The 18,551-nt window shown below is 41.5% G+C and carries 21 protein-coding genes; 2 read left to right on the forward strand and 19 right to left on the reverse strand.

Going from position 1 to position 18,551, the window contains the following annotated elements; all coding sequences use genetic code 11:
- Positions 1–18: 18 nt before the first annotated feature.
- The 5 genes from HMPREF9421_RS08395 to dnaG all read right to left on the reverse strand — a co-directional run bounded on the left by HMPREF9421_RS08395 (position 19) and on the right by dnaG (position 5,317).
- Positions 19–819: a hypothetical protein gene (locus tag HMPREF9421_RS08395; protein WP_006596588.1), complete on the reverse strand. Its 801-nt coding sequence runs from the start codon at positions 817–819 to the stop codon at positions 19–21.
- A 9-nt stretch (positions 820–828) separates the two neighbouring features.
- Positions 829–1,536 carry an ABC transporter ATP-binding protein gene (locus HMPREF9421_RS08400; protein WP_006596589.1) on the reverse strand — a complete coding sequence of 236 codons (708 nt, stop codon included), beginning with the start codon at positions 1,534–1,536 and terminating at the stop codon, positions 829–831.
- A 156-nt stretch (positions 1,537–1,692) separates the two neighbouring features.
- Positions 1,693–2,022 (reverse strand): metal-sulfur cluster assembly factor, encoded by a 330-nt coding sequence (locus HMPREF9421_RS08405; RefSeq protein ID WP_006596590.1) that lies wholly within the window; start codon positions 2,020–2,022, stop codon positions 1,693–1,695.
- A 395-nt stretch (positions 2,023–2,417) separates the two neighbouring features.
- Positions 2,418–3,530 carry an RNA polymerase sigma factor RpoD gene (rpoD, locus tag HMPREF9421_RS08410; RefSeq protein ID WP_006596591.1) on the reverse strand — a complete coding sequence of 371 codons (1,113 nt, stop codon included), beginning with the start codon at positions 3,528–3,530 and terminating at the stop codon, positions 2,418–2,420.
- Positions 3,531–3,532: 2 nt separating this feature from the next.
- Positions 3,533–5,317, reverse strand: a complete 1,785-nt coding sequence (dnaG, locus tag HMPREF9421_RS08415) for a DNA primase (protein ID WP_006597326.1) — start codon at positions 5,315–5,317, stop codon at positions 3,533–3,535.
- A 215-nt stretch (positions 5,318–5,532) separates the two neighbouring features.
- Between dnaG and mscL the strand changes: the two genes are divergently transcribed.
- Entirely contained in the window at positions 5,533–5,913 is a 381-nt protein-coding gene (gene mscL, locus HMPREF9421_RS08420) for a large conductance mechanosensitive channel protein MscL (RefSeq protein ID WP_006596593.1), read from the forward strand.
- Positions 5,914–6,015: 102 nt separating this feature from the next.
- Here the strand turns inward: mscL and rpsU are convergent, their stop codons facing one another.
- The 3 genes from rpsU to gla all read right to left on the reverse strand — a co-directional run bounded on the left by rpsU (position 6,016) and on the right by gla (position 7,599).
- Complete coding sequence (gene rpsU / locus HMPREF9421_RS08425) at positions 6,016–6,192, reverse strand: 30S ribosomal protein S21 (protein WP_000048054.1); 177 nt, start codon at positions 6,190–6,192, stop codon at positions 6,016–6,018.
- A gap of 146 nt (positions 6,193–6,338) precedes the next feature.
- Positions 6,339–6,650 carry a hypothetical protein gene (locus tag HMPREF9421_RS08430; RefSeq protein ID WP_006596594.1) on the reverse strand — a complete coding sequence of 104 codons (312 nt, stop codon included), beginning with the start codon at positions 6,648–6,650 and terminating at the stop codon, positions 6,339–6,341.
- 79 nt (positions 6,651–6,729) lie between these two features.
- Positions 6,730–7,599 carry an aquaglyceroporin Gla gene (gla, locus tag HMPREF9421_RS08435; protein ID WP_006596595.1) on the reverse strand — a complete coding sequence of 290 codons (870 nt, stop codon included), beginning with the start codon at positions 7,597–7,599 and terminating at the stop codon, positions 6,730–6,732.
- Positions 7,600–7,803: 204 nt separating this feature from the next.
- Between gla and HMPREF9421_RS08440 the strand changes: the two genes are divergently transcribed.
- Positions 7,804–8,772 carry an NAD(P)/FAD-dependent oxidoreductase gene (locus HMPREF9421_RS08440; RefSeq protein ID WP_006596596.1) on the forward strand — a complete coding sequence of 323 codons (969 nt, stop codon included), beginning with the start codon at positions 7,804–7,806 and terminating at the stop codon, positions 8,770–8,772.
- A gap of 187 nt (positions 8,773–8,959) precedes the next feature.
- Here the strand turns inward: HMPREF9421_RS08440 and whiA are convergent, their stop codons facing one another.
- The 11 genes from whiA to cdaA all read right to left on the reverse strand — a co-directional run bounded on the left by whiA (position 8,960) and on the right by cdaA (position 18,548).
- Positions 8,960–9,880, reverse strand: coding sequence for a DNA-binding protein WhiA (whiA, locus tag HMPREF9421_RS08445; RefSeq protein ID WP_006596597.1), 921 nt, complete (start codon positions 9,878–9,880; stop codon positions 8,960–8,962).
- On the reverse strand, positions 9,877–10,854 hold the full coding sequence (locus HMPREF9421_RS08450; RefSeq protein WP_006596598.1) for a YvcK family protein: 978 nt from the start codon (positions 10,852–10,854) through the stop codon (positions 9,877–9,879). The genes whiA and HMPREF9421_RS08450 overlap by 4 nt, the downstream gene beginning before the upstream one ends.
- Positions 10,851–11,747: an RNase adapter RapZ gene (gene rapZ / locus HMPREF9421_RS08455; protein WP_006596599.1), complete on the reverse strand. Its 897-nt coding sequence runs from the start codon at positions 11,745–11,747 to the stop codon at positions 10,851–10,853. Before rapZ ends, HMPREF9421_RS08450 begins: the two co-directional genes overlap by 4 nt.
- Before the next feature lie 111 nt (positions 11,748–11,858).
- The gene (locus HMPREF9421_RS08460; RefSeq protein WP_006596600.1) at positions 11,859–12,236 is read right to left on the reverse strand and encodes a RidA family protein; all 378 of its coding nucleotides are present in this window, start codon (positions 12,234–12,236) and stop codon (positions 11,859–11,861) included.
- A 16-nt stretch (positions 12,237–12,252) separates the two neighbouring features.
- Entirely contained in the window at positions 12,253–12,414 is a 162-nt protein-coding gene (locus HMPREF9421_RS10845) for a hypothetical protein (RefSeq protein ID WP_006596601.1), read from the reverse strand.
- 23 nt (positions 12,415–12,437) lie between these two features.
- The gene (obgE, locus tag HMPREF9421_RS08470; RefSeq protein WP_006596602.1) at positions 12,438–13,751 is read right to left on the reverse strand and encodes a GTPase ObgE; all 1,314 of its coding nucleotides are present in this window, start codon (positions 13,749–13,751) and stop codon (positions 12,438–12,440) included.
- Between the two features lie 45 nt (positions 13,752–13,796).
- Positions 13,797–13,928 (reverse strand): DUF4044 domain-containing protein, encoded by a 132-nt coding sequence (locus HMPREF9421_RS10455; protein ID WP_006596603.1) that lies wholly within the window; start codon positions 13,926–13,928, stop codon positions 13,797–13,799.
- Positions 13,929–14,121: 193 nt separating this feature from the next.
- A complete protein-coding gene (locus HMPREF9421_RS08475) occupies positions 14,122–15,537 on the reverse strand; it encodes an Ig-like domain-containing protein (RefSeq protein ID WP_006596604.1) in 1,416 nt (471 codons plus the stop codon).
- Positions 15,538–15,579: 42 nt separating this feature from the next.
- Entirely contained in the window at positions 15,580–16,935 is a 1,356-nt protein-coding gene (glmM, locus tag HMPREF9421_RS08480; RefSeq protein WP_006596605.1) for a phosphoglucosamine mutase, read from the reverse strand.
- 27 nt (positions 16,936–16,962) lie between these two features.
- Entirely contained in the window at positions 16,963–17,703 is a 741-nt protein-coding gene (locus HMPREF9421_RS08485) for a CdaR family protein (protein ID WP_006596606.1), read from the reverse strand.
- Positions 17,700–18,548: a diadenylate cyclase CdaA gene (gene cdaA / locus HMPREF9421_RS08490; protein ID WP_006596607.1), complete on the reverse strand. Its 849-nt coding sequence runs from the start codon at positions 18,546–18,548 to the stop codon at positions 17,700–17,702. The genes HMPREF9421_RS08485 and cdaA overlap by 4 nt, the downstream gene beginning before the upstream one ends.
- Between the last annotated feature and the right edge of the window lie 3 nt (positions 18,549–18,551).

The raw sequence follows: 18,551 nt of genomic DNA on the forward strand, positions 1-18,551 counted from the left end.
CTCTTCCCTCTTTCACTTTTATTGCAAGTTTAGTTTGAATTTTGTTACATAATGTACCGTGAAATACATCGCTACAATTTTCACCACTTCATAGATATAGGCAGGAATAAAGTTAACAACCAAGATATCACTAAGAGTATCAGAAGACATAGTTGCAGTTCTTGAAAGTTCTGAAATAGATATAGAAGGGAACAATCTTCCAATGATACTGAGAACGACCCAAAGGATAAATCCAAAGACGAAGGCCATCACGATACGATTGTTAATGAAGAGCTGACCCAGTGAGATGGCACAGTAGAGCATTAAAATACCTGAAATAGTCGCTAACACTTGAAATAGCAAGCTTTGCCAAATAAGAGATGACCCAATATGTTCGAACACTGGACCAAGCACATCAAAGATATTCTGTTGTTGAGCAAGACCGATCACTCCTAAGAAAATAAGCAAAGAAAGAATCAAGCTAATAAAACAGAAAATGCTCCAGATCAAAGCAGATGTTACTTTTACAAGTAAAACAGTATGAGATCCAGTTGGCAATGTCCAGGTCAAATAACCTTCACGACCAAAAATATTGTTATAAAAACGACGAATAATAATAATATAGTTGGTCAAGGTCAAGCCAATGTAACCTGCAAAAATAACCAGGACAATAATTCCCACAATTGTATAAGTTGTATCTGCTGTATAAGTCGCTGCCCCAGTTATAACACTAGAAGCTAATAAACCAGCAAAAATGGAGAGAATAGCAAGCACACCCGAAATAATGAGATACCACTTATAGGTTGCTTTTAATTCATATTTCATTAATTTCCCAAACATAAGAACCTCCTAATACATTCTAAATTGTTCACGGAAGATCTCATCAATCGATTTACCGTATTGGTTGCGAAGAACAGTTGTGTTTTCATGCAACAGAATACGTCCTTGATTGATAAAGAGCGCTTCATCCAAGACTTGTTCAACGTCCGCAATCAAGTGGGTTGAAATCAATACTGATGAGTTTGGACGACGATTTTGAATGATGGTTCTAAGAATGTAATCACGCGCAGCAGGATCCACTCCACCAATAGGTTCATCAAGAATGTACAAATCCGCTTCACGGCTCATGACCAAAATTAATTGAACTTTTTCCTTATTCCCTTTAGAGAGTTGTTTCAATTTTTGCTCTGGGTGCAAGTGTAAATCATTCAACAATTGATAAGCACGTTGAGCATTGAAATCCTTATAGAAGTCTTGGAAGAAACGAAGGGTTTCTGAAATTTTCATATTCTCATCCAAATAAGTTGTATCTGGCAAATAAGAAACGACTTGTTTGGTTTTTGCAGAAGGTACTTGGCCATGGATGTAGACATTACCAGAAGTTGGTTGCAAGAGCCCATTCACTAATTTAATAATGGTAGTTTTCCCACTTCCGTTTGGTCCTAACAAACCAATGATACGACCCGGTTGAATATTGACACTCACATCACCTAAGGCAATATGTTTACCATACACTTTTTGAACATGGTCTAAGTAGACCAAAGGGTACTGATTCATAATCTTCTCCTTAATTTAATAATGATTCTATTATAACCTTACTAAGAAGTGATTGCAAGATATAATCGTAAAAGAAGGTAGAATGTTCGTACTATTTGACATCCAAACCATCTTCACTAAAAAAAGAGGAACATCTGCCCCTCCTTTAAAACAATTTTATTTAATTCCCAATGCAATCCGCGCATAGCGGCTCATCTTTTCAACTGTCCAAGCTGGATACCAGACCAGTTTCACATCGACCTTGGTCACTTCTTCCATTCCCGTTAAGGCATCATAAATCTGATCCGTCAGCAAGTCTGCCAATGGGCAACCCATGGTGGTGAGGGTCATATCGATTTCTGTTTCACCAGTTTCACCATCAAACCGAATTTCGTAGACCAAACCAAGGTTGACAATATCAATCCCTAATTCAGGATCGATGACCTGCTCTAGATTTTCAAGAATACGGTTTTTAATTTGTTCGATTTCTTCTGTCGTATAACTCATTCTTCACTCCTTCTTCATTTGGTTCAACCCTATGAAGAATTTCTTTGTTTACGGAAACACAAATATTGAGGGAACTCTATAAAAGACCGCCCGGACATTCTTCGCTTCCGAATTATTTTGGCTCAGGTTAAAAATGTCCATTGGATCTTCCTCGCTTCCGAATTTCTCGGATCGGGTTAAAAAGGTCCACCAGACCTGGGGCGCTTCTTCATTTCTAGGCGACCGTTAAAAATGTCCACTGGATCTTCCTCGCTTCCGAATTTCTCGGATCGGGTTAAAAAGGTCCACCGGACCTAGGTCGCTTCTTCATTTCTAGGCGACCGTTAAAAATGTCCACCGGACTTGGGCCACTCTCTTATTTTTGGGTGGCCGTTAAAAATGTCCACTGGACATTTTTAATCCTCTATAAAGTCACGCAATGGTTTGCTTCTGCTTGGGTGGCGGAGTTTACGGAGGGCTTTGGCTTCGATCTGACGGATCCGTTCACGAGTCACGTTAAAGACTTTGCCCACATCTTCCAAAGTCCGCATTTTTCCATCATCCAAACCGAAACGGAGACGAAGGACGTTTTCTTCCCGATCTGTCAAAGTATCGAGGACTTCATCTAATTGTTCACGTAGAACCACACGAGTAGTATAGTCTACTGGATTTTCGATCACTTCGTCTTCGATGAAATCTCCCAAATGGCTATCATCTTCTTCCCCAATTGGGGTTTCGAGAGAAACGGGTTCTTGGGCAATTTTCAAGATTTCACGTACCTTATCTGGCGTCATATCCATGCGTTCAGCGATTTGTTCAGGTGTTGGATCTTGTCCCAATTCTTGCAAGAGATTGCGTTGCTCCCGAACCAATTTGTTAATGGTTTCCACCATGTGAACAGGAATCCGAATGGTACGGGCTTGGTCTGCGATAGCACGAGTGATAGCCTGACGGATCCACCAAGTCGCATAAGTAGAGAACTTAAATCCTTTGGTATAGTCAAACTTATCAACGGCCTTCATCAAGCCCATATTTCCTTCTTGGATCAAATCCAAGAATTGCATCCCACGACCGACATAGCGCTTCGCAATGGAAACAACCAAACGAAGGTTGGCTTCTGCCAAACGTTGCTTGGCTTCCAAGTCTCCTTGTTCCACTAAGATAGCCAATTCTTGCTCTTCTTCATTGGTTAAAAGAGGAACGACCCCAATTTCTTTCAAATACATCCGTACTGGGTCATTGACCTTGGCAGAGTTACTTCCAAGCAATTCCTCATCCGTCAACTCTGGTTCTTCCTCTTCGGTGTTCAAGACACGCGCGCTTGGATTTCCTTCCTTGTCCGTGATGGAAATCCCTGCATCCTGAATCCGTTGCAACAAATCATCAATTCCATCGGCATCCAAGGTAAAAGGAATGACCAATTGATCATTGATTTCATCATCTGTTGCAGTACCACTTTTCTTATGACTACGAATAAACTCCGCAATTTGGACATCTAAAGTTGTGATATCTTTTTGTTCTTTCGCCATTCCTACTCCATTCTTCTTTTTTGAGCGATTAGTCGCTCGAGTTCCAATAAAGCCTGATCCGCATCTCCACTGTGAGAAGCTTCTCGGACTTTTTTCCCTATTTGTTGACTTTCTTTTCGGAGAAGCTCCCGATTTCTCGTTTCTTCCACTTCTTCCAGCTCATTCTCCGCAATTTCATCCGGTAAATTTTCTTCTAACATCAGATACCAGGCCCGTTGGACTTCCTCTGTCTGCTCTGACAAATCCTGCGATGTCACTTCTCCATTTTGGCAAAGAAGTTGGTACAAGATTTGCAAGGCAGGGGTATCAAATGAAAAATCTGTCCGAAGACGATATTCATTCAAAACATAAGGAAAAGCGTTCATCCGATGAAGAAGATGATTCTCAGCCCGAACCAGGCGAGGCAATTGCTTCTGTAAAACAGTTGGACTAGCAAGTGGAGCCTGTGTCTGGATTTGCGTTTGCTCCTGACGCTGGCTACGCATCTGTAGGCGACTAGCATTAACTGTTTGTTCCACCTGCAAATAATCAAAGTCTGCCAACAGATCAGCTAATTTGTATATATATGTGTTCTGAGCCGTTACAGAAGGTGTCTGAGCAATTAAAGGAGCCATTTTTTCAACAAATTCAATCTGCGCCTGCAAATTTTCAATATTGTCTGGCTTCCAATAATCCATGAGAAACTCTACGCGACTGAGACGTGTTTTTTCCAATAAGTCCGCCAAAGCTTGAGGAGAATTCTTATTGAGATACTCGTCTGGGTCCATCTGATCAGGAATCTGGACGACCTCTACCTCGTGTTTATCTAAAACCTCTAAAGCCTTAGCTGTTGCTAACCGTCCAGCTTTATCTCCATCATAGGCTAAGATAACCTTTTTAGTAAATTTGCTCAGATGGGCCACATGTTCCTGCGTGAGCGCTGTCCCCATGGAGGCAACTGCATTCTCAATACCAGCTCGGTAGGCTGCGATGACATCCATGAATCCTTCCATCAGGTATAGTTCATGGTTCTTCTTTGCAACTTGCTTGGCCTTGTCCAAATGGTAGAGCTCATAACTCTTGTTAAAAAGGAGCGTACTGCGGCTGTTCTTGTATTTCCCTTGAGGCTTTGCTCCCTCAACTGGTTCACGCCAGAGTCGACCAGAAAAGGCAATGACTCGGCCAGTATCGTCCGATAAGGGAAACATAATGCGATTTTGAAAAGCATCATATATAGTCCCCATATCACTAATGTGAAACAGTCCCGACTCGGCCATAATTTTTTCTGAAAACTTTCCAGAAACACTCTGATACAGATAATTTCCTTCTGCCGGCGCTAGCCCTATTTGAAAATGCCGAAGCACCTCATCATCAAGCCCTCGATCGTAAAGGTATTGCCGAGCATCCTCTCCCATCTTTGTCGTCATCAGGATGGCATGATAGAACTTGGCAGCCTCCTGATGAATCTCATAAAAGGGTTGTTTCCCATCTGCTTGTTGTCCCCTTGACTGAGGAGCATGGGTCTGCACATGAATGCCTACTTGATCTCCAACAATTTGAACAGCTTCCATGAAGGAGACTCCACGATAGTCTTCGATAAACTTAAAAACATCGCCTGATTTGCCACAACCAAAACAATGATAAAACTGCTTATCCTCGACTACGTTAAAAGAAGGCGTCTTTTCACCATGAAAAGGGCAGAGTCCTAAAAAGTTTCGTCCTGCCTTTGTCAATTGAACGACTTCTCCGATTACATCTACAATATTCACACTGTTTTTAATTTCTGAAATCAGTTGTTTGTCAACCATAAACAGTGCCTCCATTTTACCATAGATTATCACTTTATATTTTATACTAAAAGTTAGTAAAAGTAAATTTTTTCCTACCGATTTCAAACTAAAAAGAAAAGATTTTCCCCACTTATCACTAATTTCAAAAAAATTAGGCATATTTCTTGTCAGTCTATGTATTTTTCGTTATACTGTCATAGTAAAAATTCATTATGAAAGGACATATTTAGGATATGTTAAAAGAATTGAAAGCTTTTCTCCTTCGTGGGAACGTTGTTGACCTTGCTGTTGCAGTCGTTATCGGAGCTGCATTTGGAGCTATCGTTACATCATTTGTGAACGATATCATCACTCCACTTATTTTGAACCCAGCTTTGAAAGCTGCTCGTGTTAAAAATATTGCACAATTGTCATGGAACGGTGTTGCATACGGTAGCTTCTTGAGCGCTGTTATCAACTTCCTTGTTGTTGGTACTGTTCTTTTCTTTGTAGTGAAAGCTGCTGAGAAAGCTCAAAACCTTGGTAAAAAAGAGGAAGTTGCTGAAGAAGAAGTTGCTGCTCCTACTCAAGAAGAGTTGCTTGCTGAAATCCGCGACTTGCTCGCAAACAAATAATCAGATAAAAAGATCCGATCTTCTAGCTAGAAGGTCGGCTTTTTTTGTCTTCAATTTTTCTAGAGAAACAAAAAACAGACCGAAGTCTGTTCTTGTATTCAATTAGAATTTTTTACGTTTACGAGCTGCTTCTGATTTACGTTTACGTTTTACAGAAGGTTTTTCATAGAATTCACGTTTGCGTGTTTCTTGAAGAGTACCAGCTTTAGTAACCGCGCGTTTGAAACGACGAAGAGCATCGTCAAGAGATTCATTCTTACGTACTACTGTTTTTGACATGTTTTTCACTCCCTTCAAGTTCAAGATCTATTCTATTTTACACGGAATTCTATAGATTGTCAAGAAAAAGTTAAAGGAATTCATCACTTGTCACTATCTAAACCTTTATCCAATCTGTTCGAGGATTCATTCTTTTTGAATTCCTTTCATTCATAACGATCATAAAGGTTTGATATTACTTGTTCGAATGCTTCTAATTCTTCCCAATAATTCATTGGGAGATTACTAATTTTACTTAGATCATTCTCATCAAAATGATAGACCAGATGGCGCAAGATTTGATTCTCAATCCAACGCAAGTCTCTTAGTTGCTCGATGCTGACTGATTCCAATGCTACTAGATACTGACAAAGAGTAGCAAGTGACTCCGAATGAAACACTTTCTTCTCATGCAAATAATATAGAAAACTAAAATGATCAGCTCTTCTATTATCTTCTATTAAATTCTTTTCTTTCATCCTACTCCTTTTATAAAAACCGTTTACTCAACAAAAGATAAAAACACTTTCCGTAATGTCTACGAAAAGTGTTCTGGTCTTACTTATAAAGGAAGGTAAAGAGGGCAATGGCAACGATTGCAGCCAAGATTGGTGCTACAACTGGTACCCAAGCGTACCACCATTTTGAATCTCCCTTGTGTTCACCTAAAACAGATTTTGGAAGGAAGGCGTGAACCAAACGTGGACCAAGGTCACGTGCAGGGTTCAAACCAGGTCCTGTAGGACCACCAAGTGATGTCACCAAAGCCATAACGAGGAATCCAAGTGCCAAGTGAGCAACTCCTAAACCAGGAGCATGTGCTTGTGACAAAGCCAATTTTGCGGCTGTTGAAGAAGCATCAAAAATCCCTCCCTGCTCAGTCGCAGCTCTTTGAGCTAGAGAAGCAACCTCTGCACCAAAGAAGTGTTTTGTCAAGCCAAGTGCACCGAAGAAAAGGACGAATGATCCAGCAAACTCATTGACGAAACCATTGATGGTTGCTGCTTTACGTGACTCTGGAGTTCCTTTATCCAAGCTAGAAATCGTTGAGAATGTTCCCAAGATATTGTTTGGATTTTCAGTTTGAAGGTAGTAAGGACGGTGAGTCGCAACGACAACCAATTGCCCAAACATCGCACCAAGAAGTTGAGCAACGATGTAGTATAAAACATTTTCCCAAGGGAAGAGTCCGCTAACTGCAAGACCAATCGTAAAGGCAGGGTTGATATGGTTACCAGAAACGTTACCAAACATCAAGGCTGGCATCATAACACCTATTCCGTAGCCAATCGCAATCACGAGCCATCCACTTTGATGCCCCTTGGTACCCTTCAACTCAACGTTTGCAACGGCACCATTTCCTAAAATAATCAATAATGCTGTTGCAATAAATTCGGTCGCAACTTTAACCCAAAAATCAAATTGCATTTTTGAATAATCTCCTTATAAAAAAATAATAATAATTTATTCTAACAGATTATCGAACACTTGTAAATAAACCGAACATTATTTTTAAAAATTATCTCTCAATCCCTTGATTCATCCTTTTTAATCCTTGTATTCTCCTCCACTTTCTATTTAACTCCGAATTATGATACAATAGGATTAGTTACACATCACAAAGGAGATATCATGTCTGAAATCTATGACATTACCATCATCGGCGGTGGCCCTGTAGGGCTCTTTGCTGCCTTCTATGGCCATATGCGTCAAGTAAAAGTAAAATTGATTGATTCCCTTCCTCAACTAGGGGGTCAACCCGCTATTCTCTATCCTGAAAAACGAATCCTGGATGTTCCTGGTTTTACCAACCTAACAGGGGAAGAATTGTCCCAACGGTTGATCGATCAATTAGAAACATTCGAGACTGATATTTGTTTGAATGAAACTGTTTTAGACATTCATAAAAACGTAGATCACTTCCTGATTGAAACCAATAAAGGCCAGCATTTCAGTCGTGCTGTTATTATTGCGATAGGCGGTGGTGCCTTTAAACCACGTCCTTTAGAAGTGGACGGGGCTGAGGAATTCGAGAACGTCCACTACCATGTTTCAAATATCCAACAATATGCCGGCAAACAAGTTGCTATTCTAGGCGGAGGAGATTCTGCTGTCGATTGGGCCCTGGCCTTTGAGAAAATCGCACCAACAACTCTGGTCCATCGTCGTGATAATTTCCGCGCTCTCGAACATAGCGTTGAAGAATTAAAGACTTCTTCTGTCTCTATTCAAACTCCTTTTGTTCCTAGTCGCTTAATCGGAGAAAACGGCCGTGCTAGCCACCTAGAAATCACCAAGGTCAAATCAGATGAAACCCAATTACTCCCCATCGATGAACTCTTTGTCAACTACGGCTTCAAATCGTCAGTCGGCAAATTAAAAGAATGGGGCTTGGATCTCCAACGTCATAAAATCCTCGTGAATCGCAAACAAGAAACCAGTCGCGAAGGAATCTACGCGTGTGGCGATTGTTGCTTCTACGAAGGGAAAATCGACTTAATCGCGACCGGATTAGGCGAGGCTCCGACTGCGGTAAATAATGCGATAAACTACATTTATCCAGACAAGAAAGTTCAACCAGTTCATTCGACTAGTTTGTAAGAAAAAGAGAGTGGGACAGAAATCGGTAGTTCATTAGAATTCGATTTCGTCGTCCCACCTCCGCACAGTTGAGTAGGGCTGTAAAAGCTGATGAAATCAGCGTAGTAGTGCCCACTCAACCACTGCGTCTTGCTCGATAATCTAAAGACAATTGAGAGGCTAGGACTTTTGTCCCAGCCTCTTTTTCTTATAGATTATCTAGCTCGTCTGCAATCTTATTGATTTTTCGCAAGCGATGATTGACCCCACTTTTGGTTAAGGGAGTTTTCAGGGCATCCGCAATTTGCTGTATGGAATAGTCGGGATTCTGGATTCGAACATAGGCAACTTCCTGAAGCTCGACCGGAAGACCACCTAATCCAATAGTATCCATGATTTTGACAATATTGTTAATGGTCTTCATACTAGCCGTTACTGTACGAGCAATATTGGCCATCTCAGCATTGTTGGCTCGATTGAGATCATTGCGCGCCTCTCGCAAAACCTTGACAGACTCAAATTCTTCTATGGCCTGCTTAGCTTCTACCAAGATGAGAAAATCAATAATATCCTCTGCCCTCTGCAAATAGGTAACGACTCCTTTTTTGCGTTCGATGGTCTTGGCATCTAACAAGAAGTGTTGCATCAAGTTGGCTAAATCCTGAGCATGGTCAGAATAAACAGAGCTAATTTCTAATTGATAGCGTCCTGATTCTGGATCCTTGATGGTCCCACTTGCTAAGAAAGCTCCTCTCAGATAAGCGCGACTTGCTTCATCTTCTTCTAAGATTCTCGGGTCAATCCCAGTCTCAATACCAAAGAAAGAATCCGCTAAGTGTAGGTCTGCAAGAATCTCTTCGACTTTTTCATCAATAGAAACAGTATAGACACGATTCTTCTTCAAATTTGTTTTTTGGTGGTGACGAATGTCAGATTTGACCTGATAAAACTCTACAATTAATTCATAGATATGGCGGGCAATCTTAGCATTCTCCGTTGTCAGAGACAAACTTAAGCCCCCCATACTCAAGCCCAAACTACCTGACATCTTAATCAGAGCAGATAACTCACTTTTCTCAAAGCGATGAAGGGTCAAGAGCTCTTCTTTTACTTTAATGGTAAAACTCATTTTATCACCTGTACAATTTGCATCAACTCATCTACCACAGCTCCTCCATCATGGAAGGCGCCGCCGTTTTCCAAGCGAAGGAAATTGCTTGAAATAACTCGGGGAACCTGCGATTTTAAACCTGCAAAATCGTGTTCTACTTGAACCAAGTATTCATCAAAGCGATTCGTGTCCATATATTCTTGAGGGACTTTTTCAATATTGACTAAAACAGTACCAATAAACGGCTTCTTCAAGTGTTTATGAAGGACGGAAACATGGTCACTATCGGTAAAGTATTCTGTCTCCCCACGTTGGGTCATGATATTGCAGACATAAGCGACCTCTGCTTTCGTATCAAGCAAGGCCTGTCCAATTTCTTCAATCACTAGATTAGGAAGGATTGATGTAAAAAGAGAGCCCGGTCCTAAAATCACCATATCACTTTCTATAATCGCATCTACTACTTTTCGACTCGCTTTCGGTGTCTCATCATTATAGGTATTGGTGACATAGACATAATCAATCATTCCCTCATGATGGGCGATTTCACTCTCACCTGCGACCTCTGACCCATCCGTAAAGACGGCATGAAGGGTCAACGGTATATCGCTGGAAGGATAAATTTTTCCTGTCGTATGGAAAAATTTAGTCAGCAATTGCATGGCATTATAGGTCGAGCCTTGCATTTCAGAAATCCCGGCAATGATCAAATTTCCAAGAGGATGACCAGCTAGTGGTCCATCATCTTCCGCAAAACGGTATTGAAAGACTTTTTCATAAAAGCGAGGCATGTCAGACATGGCTACTAGCACATTCCGCAAGTCGCCCGGTGGTGTCAATTGATGAATATTTTTCCGAAGTTCCCCAGAACTACCCCCATCATCCGCCACTGTCACAATAGCCGTAATTTCAACATCCTTTTTCCGAAGGCTGTCCAAAATAACGGAAATCCCTGTACCGCCTCCGATGACGGTCATTTTTGGTTTTCTCATGAACGATTCACCGTTTCTTTCCGTCGGTCTTTGTCGCGATGACTCATATTAACCGTCCAATCTTTCGCTAGATCCCGTCCAAGACGAGCAGCAAAGGCTACTGAACGGTGTTGACCCCCTGTACAGCCCACTGCAATTGTCAAAACGGATTTTCCTTCTCGTTTGTATGCTGGCAAGATGGGAGCAATCAAATCGTAAAGATGACGATAAAACTCCTCTGATTCTTTGTGATTCATGACATAGTTATAGACATCATCATCAAGCCCCGTTTGATTCCGTAGTTCTGGTTGGTAATAAGGATTCGGTAGGAAACGAACATCAAAGACCAGGTCTGCATCTAAAGGCAAACCATACTTAAAGCCAAAGGACATGACTTCAATCCGAAACTCAGGCTGACTATCTTGTCTGGAGAATTGTTCAGCAATTACTTTACGAAGATTACGGGGCGTTAATTCCGTCGTATCAATGACATTTTGACTCATGTTTTTAAGTGGAGACAAAAGTTCCCGTTCCAACGTAATCCCATCCAAGACACGCCCATCAGCTGCGAGTGGGTGACTCCGACGAGTCTCTTTGTAGCGCGCGACCAATTCACTATCTGTCGCATCCAAAAAGAGAATTTTAAAATCAATTCCTTCGTGGTTCTCTAATTCGTCCAAAATGGAGCGAATTTCTGCGAAGAAAGACCTGCTCCGCATATCCACAACGAGAGCCAACTTATTATTGTCCATCGACAGTTGAATCAGCTCAATAAACTTCGGCAAGAGAGCTGGTGGCATATTGTCGATGGTGAAATACCCCATATCTTCAAAGGATTGAATGGCTACGGTCTTTCCCGCACCACTCATTCCTGTCACAATGACCAGTTGAATTGTTTTTTCTGTATCTGTCATCCTAATCACCTTTTCCTTACAAAAAAGGAGGAGGGCATCTCTTTCCAGTTGGTCAGTCGATGGCTCTCACTCCAACATTCTTTTTACCCGAATGCATTCCTTATTTTGAGACTAAACTTCTGCAATCACTTCGATTTCGATTTTGACATCGCGTGGCAAGCGAGCCACTTCTACTGCAGAACGTGCTGGAAATTCACTTGAAAAAGCTGTTTTGTATACCTCGTTAAAAGGTACAAAATCATTCATATCACTTAAGAAACAAGTTGTTTTCACTACGTGATTAAAGTCCGTTCCAGCTTCCTCAAGGATAGCAGCAATATTCTTCAACACTTGTTGGGTTTGTTCTTGAATAGTTTCTCCAACAATTTCACCAGTTTCTGGTGAAAGAGGTACTTGCCCACTTGCAAATAAAAGATTGCCCACAATTTTCCCTTGAACATAAGGTCCAATTGCTGCCGGTGCTTTGTCTGTGTGAATTGTTTTTGCCATTTTCTTCTCCTGATTCCTAATTTTCACTGGATGCTGCTAATTTTTCCCGTTCTAAGCGTAACTTACGTTTGGGATTCAGCTTGTTAAAGAGTTCTTCCAATTTTTCTGCATTCCAAACGTCTGCAGCAGAGACAAAATTTCCGTCTTTATCACGAAAGGATATAGGTTTATCTCCCATCTTCTTCTCCTCTTTAGCTCTAACTAGTCAACAAATTCAAATTCGAATTTACCGATACGTACGATATCTCCATCTTTTGCACCACGCGCACGAAGGGCTTCATCGACACCCATTCCGCGCAATTGACGCGCAAATTTCATGACAGACTCGTCGCGATCAAAATTGGTCATATTGAAGAGCTTCTCTAGCTTATCACCGGACAAGATCCAAGAAGCATCATCATCACGATTAATCTCGAAGGCTGGTTGTTCCTCATCAAAGCCGTAGTAGACTTCTTCTTGCGCCATATCTTCTTCTGTATAGAGCAAGAATTCTGGTGTTTTGTCTAACAAGTCTGCTGTTGCTTCTAACAAGTTGTCCAAACCTTGATGCGCTAAACTAGAGATTGGGAAGATTTGTGGCAGTTCATCAAACTCGTCGTAGTTGACCGCCAATTTTTTCTTGAACTCTTTCAAATTTTCCTGGCTCTCCGGCATATCCATCTTATTTGCCACGATAATCTGAGGACGTTCCATCAAACGAAGATTATAGGTTTCGAGCTCTTTATTGATTTGAACATAATCTTCATAAGGATCTCGTCCTTCACTGGCTGACATATCGATGACATGCAAGATAACACGGGTGCGCTCGATGTGACGAAGGAACTGGGTTCCTAGTCCCACTCCTTGGCTAGCCCCTTCAATCAATCCAGGAAGGTCAGCGACCGCAAAGGATTCACCTGACAGCGTCCGAACCATGCCCAAATTTGGAACGATGGTTGTGAAATGATAAGCCCCAATTTTTGGCTTAGCAGAAGTAATCACACTGAGAAGAGTTGATTTCCCTACTGATGGGAAGCCAACCAAACCAACGTCTGCTAAGACCTTGAGTTCTAATTCGAGTTCACGTTCTTGACCTGGTTCCCCATTTTCTGAAATCTCAGGAGCTGGATTTTTAGGAGTTGCAAAACGGATATTTCCGCGTCCTCCACGGCCACCGTGTGCGACAATGTATTCTTGTCCATTTTCAACCAAGTCGGTAATGACCTTACCAGTCTCAGCATCTCGTACTGTTGTCCCTTGCGGTACTCGCACAAAGAGGTCTTCTGCTCCCCGTCCGTGCATCCCTTTGGTCATTCCCTTCTCGCCATTTTGGGCTTTGAAATGCCGGTTATAGCGGAAGTCCATCAGCGTGCGCAAGCCTTCGTCTACAACGAAGATGACATTGCCTCCGCGTCCACCATCGCCTCCCCAAGGACCGCCGTTGGGAACATACTTTTCACGGCGAAAGGCCACCATGCCATCGCCGCCATTTCCAGCCTTGACCTTAATCTTGGCTGTATCTAAAAACATACTCATAGTTTATCGTTTTCCTTTTATAACCAAGAATCACTTGGTAGTCCCTTAATAGGATAGTGCACCCAAAGCTGCAGCAAAGATTGCTCCAACCGTTACAATCAACATAATTACAATGACCAGCATGGTCAATTTTTCAAAGAAAGTTTTTTTGCGTTTTCCGTTGTCTCCAAAAGCCACGTTTTTTACCTCAATTACAATAAATTCATTAGCCCTATTTTACCACGAATAAGGGCATTTTTCAAACATCCACCTCCTAGAGGAAAGGGAGCTATTGGATAAAATAAATTTTTCAACATCGACACTTGTTTAACTCCACTTTTATAGAAGCATCAAAAAAGACTGGAAAATTCCAGCCTTTTAAAAAACAGTATTATTTTGTTAACTTCTTAGACCGTAACACAGTAAAACCAACCGCACAGCCCAAAATACCAACCAGGATGATAACCGGAGTCATCTTTTCACCTGTACTTGGAAGAACTTTTTTCTTACCAGGTTTTGGTGCTTCTTCTTCTTTAACAGAAGTTGATGATGAGTTTGATGATTTTGGATCTGGTTGTGATTTGGATGGCTCTGGATCTGGACTTGGTTTTGGATCCGGTTGCGGTTTAGATGGCTCTGGATCTGGACTTGGTTTTGGATCCGGTTGCGGTTTAGATGGCTCTGGATCTGGACTTGGTTTTGGATCTGGTTGCGGTCTAGATGGCTCTGGATCTGGACTTGGTTTTGGATCCGGTTGCGGTTTAGATGGCTCCGGATCTGGTGTCGGTGGAGTTTGTTCTTTCTCACCCAAACCTTCTCCAGAACCTGATTCCAATCTTACTTCTCGTGTTAAGCTACGTGGCTCTGGGAAATTGGTTGCTTTCCATGTCAAGGTGTTATGAACGAGATCACCAACTTTTGTACCAGGAGCTACTTTCGTAGAATATTCAATGTACATTGGCCAATTGTAGTTATCTCCAAAGTTAATTGTGAATCCAGTGATCTGACCAGCTTCATTCTTGTCGAAGACAGCTTTTTTACTGAAATTGTCTAAAACTGGCAGACTTAAAATATGGGCTTCATTTCTAATGCCACCTTCTACTGGACTAAAGCGAACCGCACGGAAACTACCTTCTACCAGTGTCAAGCCATCTCCAAATTGATCTTTAATGACCATGCCACGAAGCATATCTTGGCGGGCATTTAAGATAATCCGCCATTTAATAATGGTTGGATCAGACTTATCTTGGTAGCCGTATTTCATCTCATAGTCTCCAGCTTCTCCATCAGTCTTTTCATAATTCAATGAAAAATCTGTATTGCCTAGTTTAAACTGGATTGGGGATGTTTTAGTAACCACTTCGGAGTCTACTTTTACATCAAAATGCAAGGCAACTCGTTTATTAAGTGGATGGGATGTAAAATAGTCATTAAAGGTAACATTGACTGTTTTGTTAGCTGTATTAACAACAGCTTTCCCGACTGTCTGACCATTTATTTGACCTTCTTCCACTACATCAAACTCGAGATGTGTATAGAAGGTTAATTCTTTCGGCAAAGCCAAGGTCAGGGTGTCTCCTGCTTGAATGGCTTGTGTATCTGGAAAGGCTACATTGATGGTAGCAGACAATTTTTCGTTTGATAAGACTGTGGTTCCACTGGTTACTGCTTGGTTATCCTTGGTCAGACTAGCTGTTTGCGTATAAGACAGGACTTCTGACGCTTGAATAGTTTGAACAAAAGCATTCGAAAAAATAACTGCAGCAACAAGGGCTAGGGACCACATCATTCGACGTAAATATTTCATATTAACCTCCTTAACTCTCACTTGGAGAGTTTACTTCTTTATTTAATCTTCAAGACCAATTTCATCTTTGACTACAGCAGCAATGGTATCCACATAGTAGTCCACTTCTTCATCAGTCGGAGCTTCTGCCATGACACGAAGAAGAGGTTCGGTACCACTTGGACGCACTAAGATACGGCCATTCCCATCCATTTCAGCTTCCATTTTTTCAATAATCGCACGAATGGCAGGAACTTCCTTAGCCTTGTCTTTCATGCTGTTTTCAACACGGATATTGACCAATTTTTGAGGATAGATAGTAACTTCTGATGCAAGATCTGATAAAGTACGACCTGTTTCTTGAATAATCTTAGTCAATTGAACGGCACTCATCTGGCCATCTCCAGTAGTATTGTAATCCATGACAATCACGTGACCAGACTGTTCACCACCTAGATTGTAACCAGACTTCCGCATCTCTTCGACCACATAGCGGTCTCCGACAGCAGTTACAACCTTATTAATCCCTTTTGCATCCAAGGCTTTATGGAATCCTAGATTGGACATGACCGTCGTTACGATGGTGTTATCTTTTAAGAGGCCCTTATCAGAAAGGTAAGTCCCAATAATGTACATGATTTTATCACCATCGACTAGGTCCCCATTTTCGTCAACTGCAATCAAACGATCACTATCACCATCAAAAGCCAAACCAATGGCCGCACCAGATTCTCGGACAGCCTCTTGCAAAGACTCAGGATGGGTCGAGCCTACTTGGTCATTGATATTGAGACCATTTGGGCTTTCTCCAATAACTGTCAAACGTGCTCCCAAGTCAGCAAAGACATGACGGGCACTTGTAGATGCGGAACCATTCGCAGCATCCAGAGCTACGTGCATTCCTTCCAGCTGGGTTCCAGTTGAAACTAAGTATTCTTGATACTTACGAAGTCCTTCAGGATAGTCCATCACTGTACCAAGACCTTCTGCACTAGGTCGAGGAAGAGTATCAGACTCCGCATCCAATAAGGCTTCAATCTCTAGTTCACGATCATCGTCTAATTTATAGCCATCATTCCCAAAGAATTTAATCCCATTGTCTAAGGCTGGATTATGACTGGCAGAAATCATGACCCCAGCACTTGCACCTTCAGAACGAACCAAATAAGCTACACCTGGTGTCGCGATGACACCGAGTTTATAAACTTTAATCCCTACAGATAGGAGACCTGCTACGAGAGCACTTTCTAACATTTCACCAGAAATACGTGTATCTCGTCCTACGAAAACAAGTGGAGTTCCTTTTTCATGTTGACTGAGGACATAACCTCCGTATCGACCGAGCTTAAAGGCCAACTCTGGCGTCAATTCGACGTTTGCTTCTCCACGGACTCCGTCCGTTCCAAAATATTTACCCATTATGATATTCCTTTCGATGAATCTTTATTAATTGCTATTATGTGATGAAGAACTGGTCGAGGAAGAGCTGGAACTGGTTTGTTTCAACTCAACCTTCATGTAGAGTTCTGATGGAGAGATGATGACTGGTAAATCATTCCCTTCACTGTCTACTGCCTTCATTGATACGGTTGCAGTATAGGTATTGTTCAAAAGATCTCCTTCAGGGAAGATGGCTTCCACATGATCAATTTTAGCTAAAGTATCTTGGTCGCTTGTTACAGATACCTCATCCTCAGAGAAAGTAACATGCGAGAGATTCCAACCTGGAGCAATTTGTTTATCTGGTATCGTGACGGAAACATCAAATTTTTTCGTCATTTTCTTACCAATTTTTGCAGTTACCTTCTGAGGCTCGATGGTTGCTGTTAAACCAGAAGGTAAGCCTTCAATGTTTAATATGATTTCATGCTCGCCTTCTTTCAGATCTCTTAAATCGGCTACCACTTTAAATTTACGAGTACTAGCCTGCATTTCTGATGCTAAAGCAACACGATTAGATCCTTTAAGAAAGACGGTCACTTCTGAACTAATCCCGCTGACAAAATATTTACTATCGTTGTACTTTACGTCAATTGGAATATTGGTCAAGGTATTCGTGTAGGTTTCAGAACTAACTTGACGCGCACTACTGTTATTCTGAAAATTAACAGAAGTTGCATTGATGAACAAGAGACTTGAGAAAAAGACAGAGGTCACAATATAGACTATTTTTCTTTTTGAAATCATTTGACGCGTCCTCCAAAAATTCTTGATTTCAAATCTTTTTTCTCTTGATCTTCTGGAATAATGAAGGCACGCAATTCTTGTTCGAATTCTTCGATACTGAGGTCGTGTCTAAAACTCCCATTTCTCGTAATGGAAATACCACCCGTTTCTTCCGAAATAACAAAGGTGAAGGCATCACTTACCTCAGACAAGCCAATTGCTGCCCGGTGTCGCGTACCGAACTCTTTTGAAATTCCCGTACTTTCTGTTAAGGGGAGATAGGCACAAGATACAGCAATTTTATCATTGGTGACAATCACTGCCCCATCGTGAAGCGGGGTGTTGGGGATAAAAATATTAATCAGAAGTTCACCCGAAACATCTGCATCGAGGGGAATACCCGTAGAAATATATTCTTGAAGGGTTCTACTCCCTTGAATAGCAACCAAGGCACCAATCTTTCGAGGACTCATATAAGCAACGGCTTTTACATAGGATTGAACCAATTTTTCTTCTGTACTAATCTGGTTGGTTGAGAAAAATTCAGTTGCTCGACCTAATCGTTCTAATCCCGTCCGAATTTCCGGAGAGAAAATCACTACCGCAGCAATGACCCCGTATGTGATGATTTGGTTGATCAACCAAGAAATGGTCGTCAGACCAATCATATTGGCAACTAACTCAAATAAGAAAAAGGTCAAGACACCACGGACTAAAATCATAATTTTAGTGCCGACAATGGCTTTTATAAAATAATACAATAACCAGGCTACTAGGGCAATGTCAATCAGGTTGACAACCACACTCCATGGAGTGGGAAATAAACTGGCCCAATACTGGGGATTTGACAATTGTTGGATGTTCACAAT

Origin of the sequence: Streptococcus australis ATCC 700641, from assembly GCF_000186465.1 — a bacterium.
GTDB lineage: Bacteria > Bacillota > Bacilli > Lactobacillales > Streptococcaceae > Streptococcus > Streptococcus australis.